Genomic DNA, 15444 nt, shown 5'->3' on the forward strand with positions numbered 1-15444 from the left:
ATCGAAATCGTTCGTAAACACCAGAAACCGGGGCGGCGCCGATCATCGATCGGCGCCGCCCGTCCGGTTGACGAGGAGTCCGATCATGTCGCTTGCCGTGGTACGCAGCCGCGCGCCGGCTGCCGGCCGTGCGCCGGAAGTCACTGTAGAAGTCCATCTCGCCAACGGATTGCCGTCGTTCTCGATCGTCGGGCTGCCCGATCTCGAAGTGCGCGAAAGCCGCGAACGCGTGCGCGCCGCGCTGTCGAACTGCGGTTTCGAATTCCCGGTGCGGCGCATCACCGTCAATCTCGCGCCCGCCGATCTGCCGAAGGAGTCGGGCCGCTTCGATCTGCCGATCGCACTCGGCATCCTCGCTGCAAGTCAGCAGCTTCCGGCCGGCGCGCTCGAGCATCGCGAATTCGCGGGCGAACTGTCCCTCACCGGCGCGCTACGGCCGATGCGGGGCGCATTCGCAATGGCGTGCGGCACCGCGCGCGGCGAGCAGCCGGACACGCCCGAGCCTGCGGCGAGCACGGCGCCGGAATCCGCGCAGGCCGGGGATGCGCGGGCTGCAACGGCAATCCCGACCGGCATTACATCGGCCGGGATACCCGCAGCCGACATGCCAACGGCCGGATCGGCGTGGGCCGCGCCCATGTCGGCCGGATTTGTGCCAGCGTCCCCGTCGCGAACCCGCGGGAGCGTACTGGAACTCTATCTGCCGCTTCCGAGCGCAGCCGAAGCGGCGCTTGTGCCGGGCGTTACCGTCTACGGCGCGGCCGATCTTCAGGCACTATGCGCGCATCTTGCCGGTAGGCCGGACGCCAGGCTGTCGCCCGTCGCCGCACCCCGGCTCGACGAGTTGCCCGATGCGGGCGCGCCCGATCTCGCCGACGTGATCGGCCAGTGCGCCGCGAAACGCGCGCTCGAGGTCGCTGCGGCGGGCGGCCATCACATGCTGATGATCGGCCCGCCGGGGGCCGGCAAATCGATGCTGGCCGCACGGCTGCCCGGCTTGCTGCCACCGTTGACCGACGACGAGGCGCTGACGTCGGCGGCCATCCTTTCATCGAGCCGCGCGGGCTTCTCGCCCGCGCAGTGGCGGCGGCGCCCGTTTCGCGCGCCGCATCACTCGTCGAGCCCGGCCGCGCTCGTCGGCGGCCGCAATCCGCCTCAACCGGGCGAAATCACGCTCGCGCATCTCGGCGTGCTGTTTCTCGATGAACTGCCCGAATTCGACCGGAACGTGCTCGAGACACTGCGCGAGCCGCTCGAAGCCGGGCACATCACGATCTCGCGCGCCGCGCTGCAGGCTGATTTCCCCGCCGCGTGCCAGCTCATCGCCGCAATGAATCCATGCCCGTGCGGCTGGCGCGGCGATCCATCGGGCCGCTGCCGCTGCTCGCCGGATGTCGCCGCACGTTATCTGCGCAAATTGTCCGGGCCGCTCGTCGATCGGATCGACATCCAGATCGAGCTTCCCGCGCTGACGCCCGCGGAACTCGCCGAGCGTTCACCCGCGACGCGCGAACCGAGTGCGGCGGTGGCGGAGCGCGTCGCGCGGGCGCGCGAGCGTCAATTCGCGCGCCAACGCAAGACCAACCATCGGCTGACCGGCCGGGAAACCGATGCGTTCTGTCGCCCGGACAGCGCGGGCGAAACGCTGCTGCGCGAGGCGGGCGAGCGCTTCGGCTGGTCGGCGCGCGCGTATTACCGGGTGCTGAAGGTCGCGCGCACGATCGCGGATCTGGCAGGTGACGATTCGGCAAATTCGGGACATATCGCTGAAGCGATTCGGTATCGGCGAGCTTTTTCGCTTGGCTGAGGCCTCACACCAGCTTGCGATTACTGTGGCCGACTCGTATTGCCGGCAGACATCACAGTAAAAATTTCGATGTCAAGACTTGACTTATACACAATTGCCAGTATCCGAGGGGCGCGCCGCGCATGCCAGCCATCACTTGAAACTCGACTTCCAATACATTGATTTATATAAGTTTTTTTGGGTGCCAAGATTCCAGGCAAACTAACTGAAAGGCGCTCTGGCGGGCGTTTGCCGAGCACTCGTCAAACTTTTCAACATAGTTATCCACAGTCTCTGTGGGTAACCCAAAAAACCCCGCAGAATCCGCCAACTAGCCACTATTCTTGCGAAGGAACTTTCAGTTCGAAGCTCACTCTCAGGGCGCCGATTTACCGGTTCAATCGAGCTTCAACGAGCCGAAAAATTGTTCGAGCAGCTCATTGGGCAACGGCGCATCGGAAATCGCGACCGCCTGATAGACATGCCGGCCACGCGCGACAATGCGCGCGATCACAGTTTTCGGCGCGAGCGCATCGCTCCCCGATTCCGGCGTCCCGCTCATCGTCAGCTCGGTGCCCGTGGCCTGCCCGCCCGCCGCGAGCGGCACGAGCACCGCCCGCTCGGCCGGCTGCGTGCGAAGGTTGCGCGCCAAACCGGCACGCAGGTAGGCCAGCGCGGCATGCTGGGTTGCATCGCGATCGTCCGGCAGCATGACCGTGCCGACCGCGAACACCGCCCCGCCGACATGCGCCGCCTGCATCCGCATCGTCATCGGCACGCCGGCGATGGTGATCGCATGCTCGTCGACAGTGGGTTTCGCGGGCAGATCGATCGTGTAGCCCGCATCGCTGTGTAGCGTGCGCCAGTCATAAGCGGGCGAGCACGCGGCAAGCACGGCGAGTGCCCCCAGCACGACCGCCGCGCGACGCGCGCGGGCGGAAAACGGGGCACGCAACGGGGCGCGCAAATGACCCGGCCGAGAACATGGGCGGGCGAGACGAAAACCAGTACGGATCATGGGCGGAAAAGGGCAATCCAAACGACTGCCTCGAAATCGAATCAATGGAAAAATAGGCCGCGTCATTATCGCCGCACGCGCATTGCCCGGAGCTCGCTGTCCGCTGGATGTCCGATAAGCGCGCCTCGGCCGCGCGCTGCGACCGGCCATCGCCTTCATCGCCATCGCCACCGGCCACAGACCGCCGCCATCATCGCCTCCAGCCGGTTGACGGTACAATATGCGCCGTTCCATTCGTCAATCACCACGCAGCACGACCGGCACGCATTCGCCGGCATCCGAGAGGTTTCGCAGATGAGTCCCGCTTCCGCCAGCCGCCGCAGTCCGTTGCGCTTCGTCGCGATCGCTGTTGCCGCCGTCGCCATTGGCGTCGCCGGCTATTTCGCGGTCAACGGCAAGTCGAGCGCGCCCGACGCGACGTTTACGCTGCTGTCCGGCCAAAAGCTTTCCACCGATGCCGATCTGAAAGGCAAGGTCTATCTCGTCAATTTTTGGGCGACGAGCTGCGAGACCTGCATGAAGGAAATGCCGCAGATGGTCGACACGTACAACCGCTTCAAGGGCAAGGGCGTCGAATTCGTCGCGGTGGCGATGAACTACGATCCGCCGATGTACGTCGCGAACTACACGCAAACGCGTCAGTTGCCGTTCAAAGTCGCGCTCGACGACGGCAGCGTCGCGAAGCAGTTCGGCAACGTGCAGCTCACGCCGACGACCTTCGTGATCGGCAAGGACGGCAAGATCCTGAAGCGCTATGTCGGCGCACCGCAGTTCGCGGAACTCGACGCGCTGCTGCAAAAGGCACTCGACGCCTGAGCGACGGCCGTTCAAACGGCCGCGGCGGCCCGCGAATCGCCCCAAAGCCGCCGCGATCGGCCGGGGCGGATTGCGGCTACTGACCGATATGCGCAGATCGGCGTGAGGCTTGCCGATCGGCAGGCAGCGATGAAATCGAGCGGGGCTGGATAGACGCCCCGCTCCAGATAAATCGGGCGGCATCGCGCCTCTATTGCCGCGCACGGTGCGCTTGCCCACGCGGCGGATTGCGCAGCGCGCTTTCACCGAGGTGGCTTCCGGATCGAAAAGCGCCGTCATCCCGCACGCAAAAACGTTCGCGCAAAGACGTATTTCCGCCGCGCTGCCCAACCGGCGACGGCTTTCGACAAGCGCCGCACGCGCCGCCGTCGGCGCATGAACTTGACGGCCGGACGCGCATCAACGCTCCGCGTCGCCTTTCGCCGACAACCCGTAACGCTTCATCTTCTCGTAGAGCGTCGCCTTGCCGACGTGCAGTTTGTCGGCCGTCGCGGCGACGACGCCTCCGGTGCGGTTCAACGTCTCGGCGATCACCGCGCGTTCGAACTGTTCGACCCGCTCCTTCAGCGACTGCTCGGCATCGCGTCCGTCTTCCGCGAGAGTGCCGCTCGCGATGTCTTCGGTGACGCCGAGCACGAAGCGATCGGCCGCGTTGCGCAGCTCGCGCACGTTGCCGGGCCAATCGCGCTGCATCAGGCCGGCGCGCTGGCGGTCGGTGAGCAGCGGCGCAGGCCGGCCGTAGCGCACGGCCGCATCGAGCATGAAATGCTCGAACAGCGGCACGATGTCCTCGCGGCGCTCGGCAAGCGGCGGCAGCGCGATCGTCACGACGTTGAGCCGGTACAGCAGATCGCGCCGGAACGTGCCCGCCGCGACGTGCTCGCTCATATCGCCCTTTGCCGCGGCAACGACGCGGCAATCGACACGAATCGGCTGATTCGAGCCGAGCCGTTCGAGCACGCCGTCTTGCAGCACGCGCAGCAGCTTCACCTGCAACGCGAGCGGCATGCTTTCGATCTCGTCGAGAAACAACGTGCCGCCCGACGCATATTCGAGCTTGCCGATGCGCCGCTTCGCCGCGCCGGTGAACGCGCCGGGCTCGTAGCCGAACATCTCCGATTCGAACATCGGCTCCGGCAGCGCGCCGCAGTTGACCGCGATGAACGGCTTGTCGCGGCGCGCGGACAGTTCGTGCAGGCTGCGCGCGATCAGCTCCTTGCCCGCGCCGGTATCGCCGTTGATGAGCACGGACGCGTCGGTCGGCGCGATGTTCGCGATCAGCCGCCTCACCTGCTCGATCGCGGGGCTGCGGCCGATGATGCGCGGCGCGACGACGCCCTGCCCCGCCAGTTCGCGCCGCAGCGCGTGGTTCTCGAGCACGAGCGCGCGGCGTTCGAGCGCGCGTCGCACCGATTCGGTCAGCCGCTCGGTCGCGAACGGCTTCTCGATGAAATCGTATGCGCCGTCGCGCATCGCCTGCACGGCCATCGAGATGTCGCCATGCCCGGTGACCAGCACGACGGGCACGTCGTGCCCACGCTCGCGGCATTGCGCGAGTAGATCGAGGCCGCTTGCGCCGGGCAGGCGAATGTCGGACACGATCACGCCGGCCGTGTCGCCCGCGATCGCCTTGTCGGCCGCCTCGACCGAGCCGAACCCGGCGACGTCGAACCCAGCGAGTTGCAGGCTCTGCACGCTCGCGCGGCGCACGAGTTCGTCGTCTTCGATATAAATCACTTGCAGGCGGTTCGCCATCTCGTCACCCAATGATGCTTTCGGTTCCCGGCGCTCAGCGCGCGGCGGAAGTGTCCGGATGATGCGTGCGCACGCGGCGCAGCGTCAAGACGAACTCCGCGCCGCCCGCGGATGCGTTGCGCGCGGCGAGCGAGCCGCCCGCGTCGCGCGCGATCGACGATGAGATCGCCAGGCCGAGCCCGAGCCCGCGCCCCATTTCCTTCGTCGTGAAAAACGGCTCGAACAGCCGCGCGAGCAATTCCGGCGCGATGCCGGGCCCGTTGTCGCGCACGATGATCGCAAGCGCGTCGGCGCTCGCGTCGACCGTGATGTCGATGCGCGGCCCGGCTACGTTTGCGACCGCGTCGAGCGCATTGCCGAGCAGGTTGATCAGCACCTGTTCGAGCCGCAGATCCTCGCAGTGCGCGACGAGCGACGGATGATCGAGCGCGGGATCGAAGCGCGCGGTCTCGGCGCAGCCGCGCGTCGCATCGCGCAGCGTGAGCGCAAGTTCGACGCCCGCGAGCCGCTCCTTGAGCAGCGACAGCACGTTGCGCAGCGCGCGCGCGACGTGCGCCGCTTCGTTGCGCGGCCGCGCGCGGCCGACGAACAGCTTGAGCTGATTGGTGATCTTGCCCATTCGCTCGGTGAGCGCCGCGATCGCCTCGAGATTCTCGCGCGCGGCGCCTGTTCACCGCGTTCGAGCAGCACGCGCGTGTTGTCCGAGAAACTGCGCAGCGCGGCAAGCGGCTGGTTCAATTCATGCGTGATGCCCGCGGCCATCTGGCCGAGCGCGGCCAGTTTGCTCGCCTGAATCAGCTCGTCGTGCGCGGCGCGCAACTCCTGCTCGGCGCGGATGCGCTCGCCCACCTCCTTCTGCAGCCGCGCATTGGCCTGCGACAGATCCGCCGTGCGCTCCTCGACGCGCCGGTTCAGTTCCGCATACGCGCTTTGCAGCAGCACGCGGCCGCGCATCATCTCGTTGACGCGCGCGCGGCGCATCCGCCAGTAGAACCCGAGCAGGCACAGCGACACGAAACCGAACGCGGTGACGATCGTCGCGTTGAGCGCGTCGGCGTCGACGCTCGCGAGCGGCGCGAGCGTGACGAGCTGCCAATCGGGTTCGCCGAGCTGCCGGCGCGTCGCGAGGTAGCGCGGCGCGCGCCGGCTCGCGTCGAGGCCGCCCGAGGCCGGCGCGCCGGGCGCATCGAAGGCGGCGGCGAATCCGGCCGGACTCGCCCCATTGCTTGCGGAATCGGCCGGACCGAGCCGGATGATCTGCGCATCCGGGCCAAGCTCCCGCTCGACGCGAATCGGCAGCGGCGTCACCGGATACCGGGCGTACTGGCGCGTCTGCTGGATCGAGGCCGCGACGGGCGCCGGCAACGGCTTGAGCGTGTGGTATTTCCATGCGCTCACCGACGACAGGAAGATCACGCCATGATCGTCGGCGACGATCAGCGGCTCCGACGCGTCCGCCCCTTGAAACCATTCGAGATTGAGCTTCACGACCGCGACACCGATGATCCTGCCGTTGCGGCGTACCGGCTGCGAGATGTAGTAGCCGGGATCGCGCGAGATCGTGCCGATCCCGAAGAAACGGCCAGTGCCGCCCTTGACCGCCTCGACGAAATACGGACGGAAGCGGTAGTCGATGCCGGCGAAACTGTCCGGGCCGCGCCAGTTGCTCGCGGCAACGCACAGACCGTCGGCGGTGATCACGTAGGATGCCGTCGCGTGCGCGTGGCGGTTCATGTCTTCGAGATACCGGTTCGCGCGATTCACATAGCGGTGGTTGCCCGGCGCCGCGAGCACGTCCTGCACGAACGGATGGCCGCCGAGCAGATAAGGAAGCGATTCGTAGCGGTCGAGCGTGCTCTTCAGTGCGTTCGTCGTGCGGTCGACACGCGCCGCCGCATTGCGCCGCAAGTCGTCTACGCCGCGCTGCCACGTGAGAGTCCATGTGAGCGCACACGCTGCCGCGAGCATCGCGGCGAGCGCGAAAACGACGATCAGGCGGCGCTTCACGGTGGCGTCTTCCGAGCGGTAGGAATCGGCTATTGTGGCATAGCGGCCGCGCCGGGACGCCGCGACGCGCAATCGCGCCGCATCGGACGGGACGGGCAGCGTTACGTCCGGCGGTGCGGCGCTCGAGCGACGCTGCGTCGCGCCGGCCGGGCTCGCTGCTGCTCATCGATGCAACCCAGCTTGCGTCGCGTGCGCCCGGCTCGAGCCGCCGTGGGCCGAGCGCGCGCGCATCGGCCCGCATCGATTCAGCGCCATCCGCACCGTGCAAGCCCGCTCGCCCGCATCAAGCGCGCCTTCGCACGGCGGCGCATGCGCCGCCGGACGCCCGGCCACGCACGTCAAACCTGGGCGGTCTCGCCTGCCGCCTCTTGGCCGCGCCCGGACAGCGCCGCCTGCAGCTTCGCGCGGTCCAGTTCCTTTTCCCACGCGGACACGACGACCGTCGCAACACCATTGCCGACGATGTTCGTCAACGCGCGGCACTCGCTCATGAAGCGGTCGATGCCGAGAATCAGCACCATGCCCGACAGCGGAATGGTCGGCACCACGGCGAGCGTTGCGGCAAGCGTGATGAAACCCGCGCCCGTCACGCCGCTCGCGCCCTTCGAAGTCAGCATCGCCACCGCGAGCAGCGTGAGCTGCTGCATCCACGTCAGTTCGATGTTGGTCGCCTGCGCGATGAACAGCACGGCCATCGTCATGTAGATGTTGGTGCCGTCGAGATTGAACGAATAGCCGGTCGGCACGACGAGGCCGACGACCGAGCGCGAGCAGCCGGCTTTCTCGAGCTTCTCCATCAGTTGCGGCAGCGCCGCTTCGGACGAACTCGTGCCGAGCACGATCAGCAGTTCTTCCTTGATGTAGCCGATGAAACGGATGATCGAGAAGCCGGTGAAGCGCGCGACCGCGCCGAGCACGACAAGCACGAATACGACCGACGTCAGGTAGAACGTGCCGATCAGCTTCAGCAGCGGCACGAGCGAGCCGACGCCGTACTTGCCGATCGTGAAAGCCATTGCGCCGAACGCGCCGATCGGTGCGAGCTTGGTGACGATATGGACGATGCCGAACAGCACGCGGGTGATGCCATCGATGAAATCGGTGACCGCGCGGCCGCGCTCGCCGAGATGCGCGAGCACGCTGCCGAACAGGAGCGCGATCAGCAGGATCTGCAGGATCTCGCCTTGCGCGAACGCGTCGACCATCGTGTTCGGGATGATGTGCAACAGGAAATCGACCGTCGACTGGCCGTGCGCCTTCGCCGCATATGACGCAACCTCCTTGCCGTTGAGCGTTGCCGGATCGATGTTGAAGCCGGCGCCCGGGCGCAGCAGGTGCGTGGCCGCGAGACCAAGCACGAGCGCGAAGGTCGACACGATCTCGAAGTAAAGCAGCGCCTTGCCGCCGACGCGCCCGACCTTCTTCATGTCCTGCATCCCGGCGATGCCGGTGACGACCGTGCAGAAGATAATCGGCCCGATCACCATCTTGATCAGCTTGATGAAGCCGTCGCCGAGCGGCTTCATGTCGATCGCGAGCGACGGATAGTAATGGCCGAGGATCACGCCGATGACGATGGCGAAAATCACCTGCACGTAAAGCACTTTATAGAACGGTTTCTTCACGATGGTTCCGCAGAAGGGAGATGAATCGGGAACGGGCGGCGTCACGCGCGCGGGCGAATGTCAGGGGAGCGCCATTCGCCCGCGCGGCTGCCGTGCCGCAACAAGCGATGGCCTCAGGGAATCCGGGGGGGATGGATGGCAGTGGTCATCGGTTGTCTCCTTGTCGGCCAGAGTTAGTGCTTCAGCACTTACTCTGGCCCCATGCCGTGGCTGGTTGGAGTGGGCGCTTCAGCGCTTACTCCAACCCCTCGGCGGTCGGCCAGAGTCAGCGCCTTTCAGCACTTACTCCTACCCCATTCAAAGTTACTGTATTTATCGGGCCAAGAGCGGCCGTGACGACATCTAGAGCAAGGTCGATGCCAGCTTGAAAGTCAGCGCCGGCCTGTTGATTTATCCGGATTTTCCGGACCTTTCCCCCACCCGCGTTCCGATTTTCCGGAAAACCGGAATCCATCGATCCGGATTATCGGACGATCGCGCGATATTGTCTGATTTTTCGGTGCGCGGCAATCGCCGTTGCGCGCGCTCGGCCGCCCGCTCCTCATCCCGGCCCGGGGCAACCGCCGCGCACATTCGCACTCTTTATGCCCGGCGCCGTTAGCGCTCGCGCCCTGCCCGCACGTCACGCATTCGACAATGCGATATAGCGCGCGAGATGATGATCCTCGTCTCCGAGCTGATGGTCGATCATCACGAGCCGCTTCGCATAATGCGACAGCGGCAGTTCCCACGTCATCCCGATTCCGCCGTGCAACTGGATGCTCTCTTGCGCGACGAGCGCGCCGATCCGGCCGACGCTGTACTTCGCGGCGGCGAGCGCGCGCTCGCGCGCGGCACGTGGTGCGTCGAGCCGCGCGGCCGCGTTGATCACCGCCGAGCGCGCCTGCTCGATCTCGATCAGCAGATCGACCATCCGGTGCTGCAACGCCTGGAAGCTGCCGATCGGCACGCCGAACTGCTTGCGCGTGCGCAGATAATCGAGCGTGTATTCCTTGGCGGCGTCCATCGCGCCAAGCGCCTGCGCCGCGAGCGCGAGCAGACCGTAGCCGATCGTGCGTTCGATCAGTTCGCCCGCATCGGGCACGCCGGCCGGCGCGCCGAGCAACGCGTCGCTGCCGAGCACCACGCGCTCGAAGCGCAAATCGGCCGCCCGGCCACCGTCGATCTTCCGATAGCCACGCACCGACAGGCCCGGCGCCGCCTTCGGCACGACGAACAGCGCGAGGCCCGCCGGCGCGTCGTCGGCGCCCGCCACGCGCGCGCTGACGACATAGAACGTCGCGTGTTCGCCGCAATCGACCACGGCCTTTTCGCCGTCGAGCACCCACGCGCAGCCGTCGTGCACGGCGCGGGTGCGCACCGTGTGCAGTTCGTAGTGCGTGCCCGGCTCCGTATGCGCGAACGCGCCGATCGCGCGCCCGTCGATCAGCGCGTCGAGCAGCGGGCGGTGCGCGGCGCCGCCGGCCTCGGCCAGCGCGCGCCCGGCCATCAGCGCGCCCGCGAACGGCTCGACGACGAGCCCGCGCCCAAGACATTCGAACACAAGCGCGATATCGAAGCCCGCGCCGCCGAAGCCGCCGCAATCTTGCGTAAAGAGCGCGCCGATCGCGCCCAGCTCGGCGAAACGCCGCCACATCTCGTCGCTGTAGCCCGCGTCCGACCGCGCGATCCTGTCGCGCACGGCAAACGGATACTGTTCGGCGATGAAGCGCTGCAGGCTGTCGGCCAGCATCCGGCGCTCGTCGGTATGTCGAAAGTCCATGTGTGCGCGCTCCTTCGTCACAATCCGAGCATCGTCTTCGCGACAATGTTCTTCTGGATTTCGTTCGAGCCGCCGAAAATCGACAGCTTGCGATTGTTGAAATACTGCATCGCCGCGCTCGCGGCTTCGGGCAGGCCGCCCGGCGCATCGCCGTCGTAGCCGCCGTCGAGCGCCTCGTCGACGAACGGCAGCGCGTGCGGCCCCATCGCGCGGCGCATCAGCGACGTGATTTCCTGGCGGATCTGCGTGCCGAGTATCTTCAGCATCGAACTCTCGGCCCCCGGCACGCCGCCGCCCGCAACCGACGCGAGCACGCGCAGGTTGGTCGTCTTCATGTTCTCGAGGTCGATTTCGACGCGCGCGAGCCGCGCGGCGAAGAGCGGGTCGTCGGCAAGCGGCCGGCCGTTCTTCACGACTTTCGCCGCGACCGCGCGCAGCCTGTCGAGCGCCGCGACCGAAAAGCCGACGCCCGCGATATTGGTGCGCTCGTAAGTCAGCAAATACTTCGCATAGGTCCAGCCGTGGTTCTCTTCGCCGACGAGGTTGTCGAGCGGCACGCGCACGTCGGTGAAAAACACTTCGTTGACTTCGTGCTCGCCGTCGAGCGTGACGATCGGGCGCACCTCGACGCCGGGCGAATTCATGTCGACGAGCAGGAAACTGATGCCTTCCTGCTTGCGCGCGCCGCTCGCGGTGCGCACGAGGCAGAAGATCATGTTCGCGTAGTGGCCGAGCGTGGTCCAGGTCTTCTGGCCGTTGACGACGTAATGGCCGCTGTCGCGCACCGCGCGCGTTTGCACCGACGCGAGATCGGAGCCCGCGCCCGGCTCGGAGTAGCCCTGGCACCACCAGTCGGTGCCGTCGAGGATGCGCGGCAGCCAGTAGCGCTTCTGCGCATCGCTGCCGTACTTGATCAGCACCGGGCCGAGCATGTTCACGCCGAACGGCACGATCCGCGGCGCGCCGGCGAGCGCGCATTCGTTGTCGAACAGAAACTTCTGCGCGACGCTCCAGCCGGGGCCTCCCCACTCGCGCGGCCAATGGCTCGCGAGCCAGCCCTGCTCGTTGAGAATCGCATGCCATTCGCGCATGTCGTCGCGCGTCAGGCGCAAGCCGCCCTTGACCTTGCTCGATAGGCGCTTCGGCAATTTGTCGGCGAGAAAGCGCTGTACGCAGGCGCGAAACGCTTCCTCTTCTGCGGTGAAATTCAGATCCATCTGGCGTGCCTCGAATGCGTGTTGAATTGCACAAGCGGACGCCCGGTTTCGCCGGGGAGCGCGCCACCGCTCGGCGACGAAGCCGGGGCGTCAGTCGATACGGTTCAGGCTCGCGAAGTTCTCGCCGCGCTCGACCAGCTCGACGAGCAGCGGCGACGGCTGCCAGAAGAACGGATCGTCCCGCGCGAACGCGCGGATGTCGGCGAGCACGTTGGCCAGGCCCACGGTGTCCGCGTAATGCATCGGGCCGCCGCGGTAGCGCGGAAAGCCGTAGCCGTGCACGAACACCGTGTCGACGTCGAGCGGGCGCAGCGCGATGCGCTCGCGCACGACGTTCGCGCCTTCGTTGATCATCGCGGCCAGATAGCGGCGCACGATCTCGTCGTCGGTGAACGCGCGCGGCACGACGCCCTTGCGCGCGCGCTCGGCGTCGATGATCTCCTCCACCTGCGGATCGGGCACGCCGGTACGCGCGCCGTCCGGATACAGATAGAAGCCGCGCCCGGTCTTCTGGCCGAACCAGCCGCGCTCGCACAAGCGGTCGGCGATCTCGACATAGCGCAGCCGCGGGTCGCGCGTCGACGCGCGCCGCTTGCGCGCCGCCCAGCCGATATCGCCGCCCGCAAGATCGACGACCTGGTAAGGCCCCATCGGAAAGCCGAACGCGCGGATCGCCTGGTCGATCTGATACGGCGACGCGCCGTCCTCCATCATGTGATCGGCGGCCATCCGGTAGACGGCGAGCACGCGGTTGCCGATAAAGCCGTCGCACACGCCCGCGCGCACCGGCGTCTTGCGCAGTTTTTTCGCAAGCGCGAACGCGGTCGCGACGACGTCCGCGCCCGCCTTCGCCGGCACCACCACTTCGAGCAGCTTCATGATGTGCGCGGGCGAGAAGAAGTGCAGCCCGATCACGTCGGATGCGCGCTCGGTGCTCGCGGCGAGCGCATCGATGTCCAGATACGACGTGTTGGTCGCGAGCACCGCGCCGGGCTTGCACGCGCGAGCGAGCGCGGCGAACACGGCCTGCTTCACCGCCATGTCCTCGAATACCGCCTCGATCACGACATCGGCTTGCGCGAGCGCGTCGTATGACGTGCTGCCTTCCAAACGCGCGAGCCGCGCGGCTTGATCGCCTGCCGTCATCCGCCCCTTCGCGACGAGGCCTGCGTACACCTTTTCGATATGCGCGCGGCCGCGCGCGAGCGATGCGTCGTCGCGCTCGACCATCGTCACCGGCAAACCCGCGTCGAGCGCGGCCAACGCGATCCCGGCGCCCATCGTGCCGCCGCCGACCACGCCGATCCGCTCAAGCGGGCGCGGCGCACTGCGGCGCGCCTCGGGCGACTTCGCCGCCTCGCGCTCGGCGAAGAACGCATGCACGAGCCCGGCGCGCTGCGGACTCGCGACGCACTCGGCAAAATACGCGCGCTCGGTGCGCAGCCCCTCGTCGAACGGCTGCGTCAGCGCGGCGGCGACCGCGTCGACGATCTTGCCCGGCGACAACAGCCCGCGCGTTTTTTTCGCGACATCGGCACGCGCCGCGTCGAGCGCCGCCTGGGCCGCCGCGCGGTCCGCGAGCCCCTGCGCGTCGCGCGTGCGGCGCACCGGCGCACCGGCCGCGAGCAGTTCGTGAACATATGCGAGGCCTTCGGCGAGCGTGTCGTCGCTCTGCGCGACGCGATCGACGAGCCCGAGCGCGAGCGCCTCGCCCGCCGCAACGTGCCGGCCGCTCAGCATCAGATCGAGCGCGGCCCGCGCGCCGATCAGGCGCGGCGTGCGCTGCGTGCCGCCCGCACCGGGCAAGAGACCGAGCTGCACTTCCGGCAGGCCGAGCTTCGCGCCCGGCATGGCGATCCGATAATGCGCGGCGAGCGCGATTTCGAGCCCGCCGCCGAGCACCGCACCGTGCAGCGCGACGACAACCGGCTTGTCGCTGGCCTCGATCCGATTGCACACGTCCGGCAGCAACGGCGGCACGGGCGGCTTGCCGAACTCGCGAATGTCGGCGCCCGCGATGAAGTTGCGCCCCGCGCCCACGATCAGCACGGCCGCGACGGCGGCGTCGGCCGCCGCGGCGTCGAGCGCGTGCACGAGACCGTGCCGCACGGATGCGGACAGCGCGTTGACGGGCGGATGATCGATCGTGACGACGAGCACCTTGTCGCGCCGCTCGTGCGTGACCGTACCGGTTTCATCGGCTGATGGGTGAGTCATGTTTGTCTCCGTGCTGAATGAGGCGCGCGGCGGCAGCGATCGGGCACGGCCACGCGCGGGGTATGCCCCGATTCTCGATTGATCCAGATGGATTGACAATTCCCGCATTCCTTTACAACCTGTCAAAGAAAATTTGACAAAGGCGGCTATGTCCTACGTTCGAAAATGGATCTGAACGCACTCACCCTGCTCGTGGACATCCTCGATGCAGGCAATCTCAGCAAGGCGGCGCGCCGACTCAAGATGAGCCGCGCGAACGTCAGCTACCGGCTCAACCAGCTCGAGAAATCGATCGGGCTGCAACTCGTGCGGCGCACCACGCGGCGCATCGAGCCGACCGAGATCGGGCTCAAGCTCTACGAGCACGGCCGCCGGATTCAGCATGAGCTGTTCGCCGCGCGCGAGGCGGTGACCACGCTCGGCCAGGATCTGCAAGGCCGTGTCAGGCTGTCGGTACCAAGCGGCTACGGGCAGCTTGTGATGTCTACGTGGCTGATCGCCTTCAAGCGGCGCTACCCCGGCATCGTGCTCGACGTCGTGTTCGAGAACCGGGTCGAGGATCTGATGCGCGACGAAGTCGACATCGCGGTGCGCGTGATGTCCGAGCCGCCGCAAAACCTGGTCGCGCGCGACATGGGCGCGGTGCGTTACGTCGCGTGCGCGTCGCCGGGCTTCGCCGCGGCACACCCGATGCCGACCGAACTCGACCAGCTTTTCGGCGCGCCCGTCATCACGGCGGCGGTGATCGGCCGGCAATTGCGCGTCGCCGCCTACCTGGGCGACGAGCGGCATGAAGTTCTGCTCGAGCCGACGCTGATCTCCGAGAATTTCCTGTTCCTGCGCGACGCGATTCTTGCCGGGCTTGGCGTCGGCATCGTGCCGGATTACGTCGTCCACGACGACGTGCGGCGCGGCGCGCTCGTCACGACGCTCGATGCGTACCGGCTCAGCATCTTCGGCACGCACATGTATATGCTGTCCATGCCGAACCGGCATCACACGCGCGCCATGTCGACGTTCATCGATTTCGTGCTCGATCATGCACGCGGCGCGGGACGCGGCGAATAGCCGACAATGCGGGCGATGTCCAACGGTTTCGAGCGACCGTGCATTCGGGACTCGCGATATTGCCGAAGCAGTGGGTTGATAGTATTTTGAGCGGCACAAGAAGCAAGAAGCCGCTTGCCGGCAGATCGCGATCCGCTTTCATTCTTACGGAACCCGAACGATCCTGTGAACGC

At 67.0% G+C, this 15444-nt stretch carries 9 protein-coding genes and 1 pseudogene; 3 read left to right on the forward strand and 7 right to left on the reverse strand.

The annotated features are described in order from the left end of the window. The first annotated feature begins 85 nt into the window (after positions 1 to 85). Positions 86 to 1807, forward strand: coding sequence for a YifB family Mg chelatase-like AAA ATPase (locus BSIN_RS18655; protein WP_089341546.1), 1722 nt, complete (start codon positions 86 to 88; stop codon positions 1805 to 1807). A gap of 376 nt (positions 1808 to 2183) precedes the next feature. On the opposite strand, the gene BSIN_RS18660 is transcribed toward BSIN_RS18655, so the two are convergent. Continuing rightward, on the reverse strand, positions 2184 to 2804 hold the full coding sequence (locus tag BSIN_RS18660) for a hypothetical protein (RefSeq protein WP_256583873.1): 621 nt from the start codon (positions 2802 to 2804) through the stop codon (positions 2184 to 2186). 294 nt (positions 2805 to 3098) lie between these two features. On the opposite strand from BSIN_RS18660, the gene BSIN_RS18665 reads away from it, so the two are divergent. Then, positions 3099 to 3620 (forward strand): peroxiredoxin family protein, encoded by a 522-nt coding sequence (locus BSIN_RS18665; RefSeq protein ID WP_059518015.1) that lies wholly within the window; start codon positions 3099 to 3101, stop codon positions 3618 to 3620. Between the two features lie 399 nt (positions 3621 to 4019). Here BSIN_RS18665 and BSIN_RS18675 read toward each other — a convergent pair whose 3' ends face one another. The 6 genes and pseudogenes from BSIN_RS18675 to BSIN_RS18700 form a co-directional block, all read right to left on the reverse strand. Further along, entirely contained in the window at positions 4020 to 5375 is a 1356-nt protein-coding gene (locus BSIN_RS18675; RefSeq protein ID WP_089341549.1) for a sigma-54-dependent transcriptional regulator, read from the reverse strand. 34 nt (positions 5376 to 5409) lie between these two features. Continuing rightward, positions 5410 to 7481 (reverse strand): annotated as a pseudogene (locus BSIN_RS18680) (sensor histidine kinase). A 239-nt stretch (positions 7482 to 7720) separates the two neighbouring features. Then, positions 7721 to 9010, reverse strand: coding sequence for a dicarboxylate/amino acid:cation symporter (locus BSIN_RS18685; RefSeq protein WP_059517653.1), 1290 nt, complete (start codon positions 9008 to 9010; stop codon positions 7721 to 7723). A gap of 619 nt (positions 9011 to 9629) precedes the next feature. Beyond that, positions 9630 to 10769 (reverse strand): acyl-CoA dehydrogenase family protein, encoded by a 1140-nt coding sequence (locus BSIN_RS18690; RefSeq protein ID WP_089341550.1) that lies wholly within the window; start codon positions 10767 to 10769, stop codon positions 9630 to 9632. A gap of 17 nt (positions 10770 to 10786) precedes the next feature. Continuing rightward, positions 10787 to 11986 carry an acyl-CoA dehydrogenase family protein gene (locus tag BSIN_RS18695; RefSeq protein WP_089341551.1) on the reverse strand — a complete coding sequence of 400 codons (1200 nt, stop codon included), beginning with the start codon at positions 11984 to 11986 and terminating at the stop codon, positions 10787 to 10789. A 90-nt stretch (positions 11987 to 12076) separates the two neighbouring features. Next, a complete protein-coding gene (locus BSIN_RS18700) occupies positions 12077 to 14203 on the reverse strand; it encodes a 3-hydroxyacyl-CoA dehydrogenase NAD-binding domain-containing protein (RefSeq protein WP_089341552.1) in 2127 nt (708 codons plus the stop codon). A gap of 165 nt (positions 14204 to 14368) precedes the next feature. Here BSIN_RS18700 and BSIN_RS18705 point away from each other — a divergent pair, with 165 nt between their 5' ends. Further along, positions 14369 to 15271, forward strand: coding sequence for a LysR family transcriptional regulator (locus BSIN_RS18705; protein ID WP_069235044.1), 903 nt, complete (start codon positions 14369 to 14371; stop codon positions 15269 to 15271). Positions 15272 to 15444 lie beyond the last annotated feature (173 nt).

The organism is Burkholderia singularis, assembly GCF_900176645.1.
In the GTDB taxonomy this organism is placed as follows: domain Bacteria; phylum Pseudomonadota; class Gammaproteobacteria; order Burkholderiales; family Burkholderiaceae; genus Burkholderia; species Burkholderia singularis.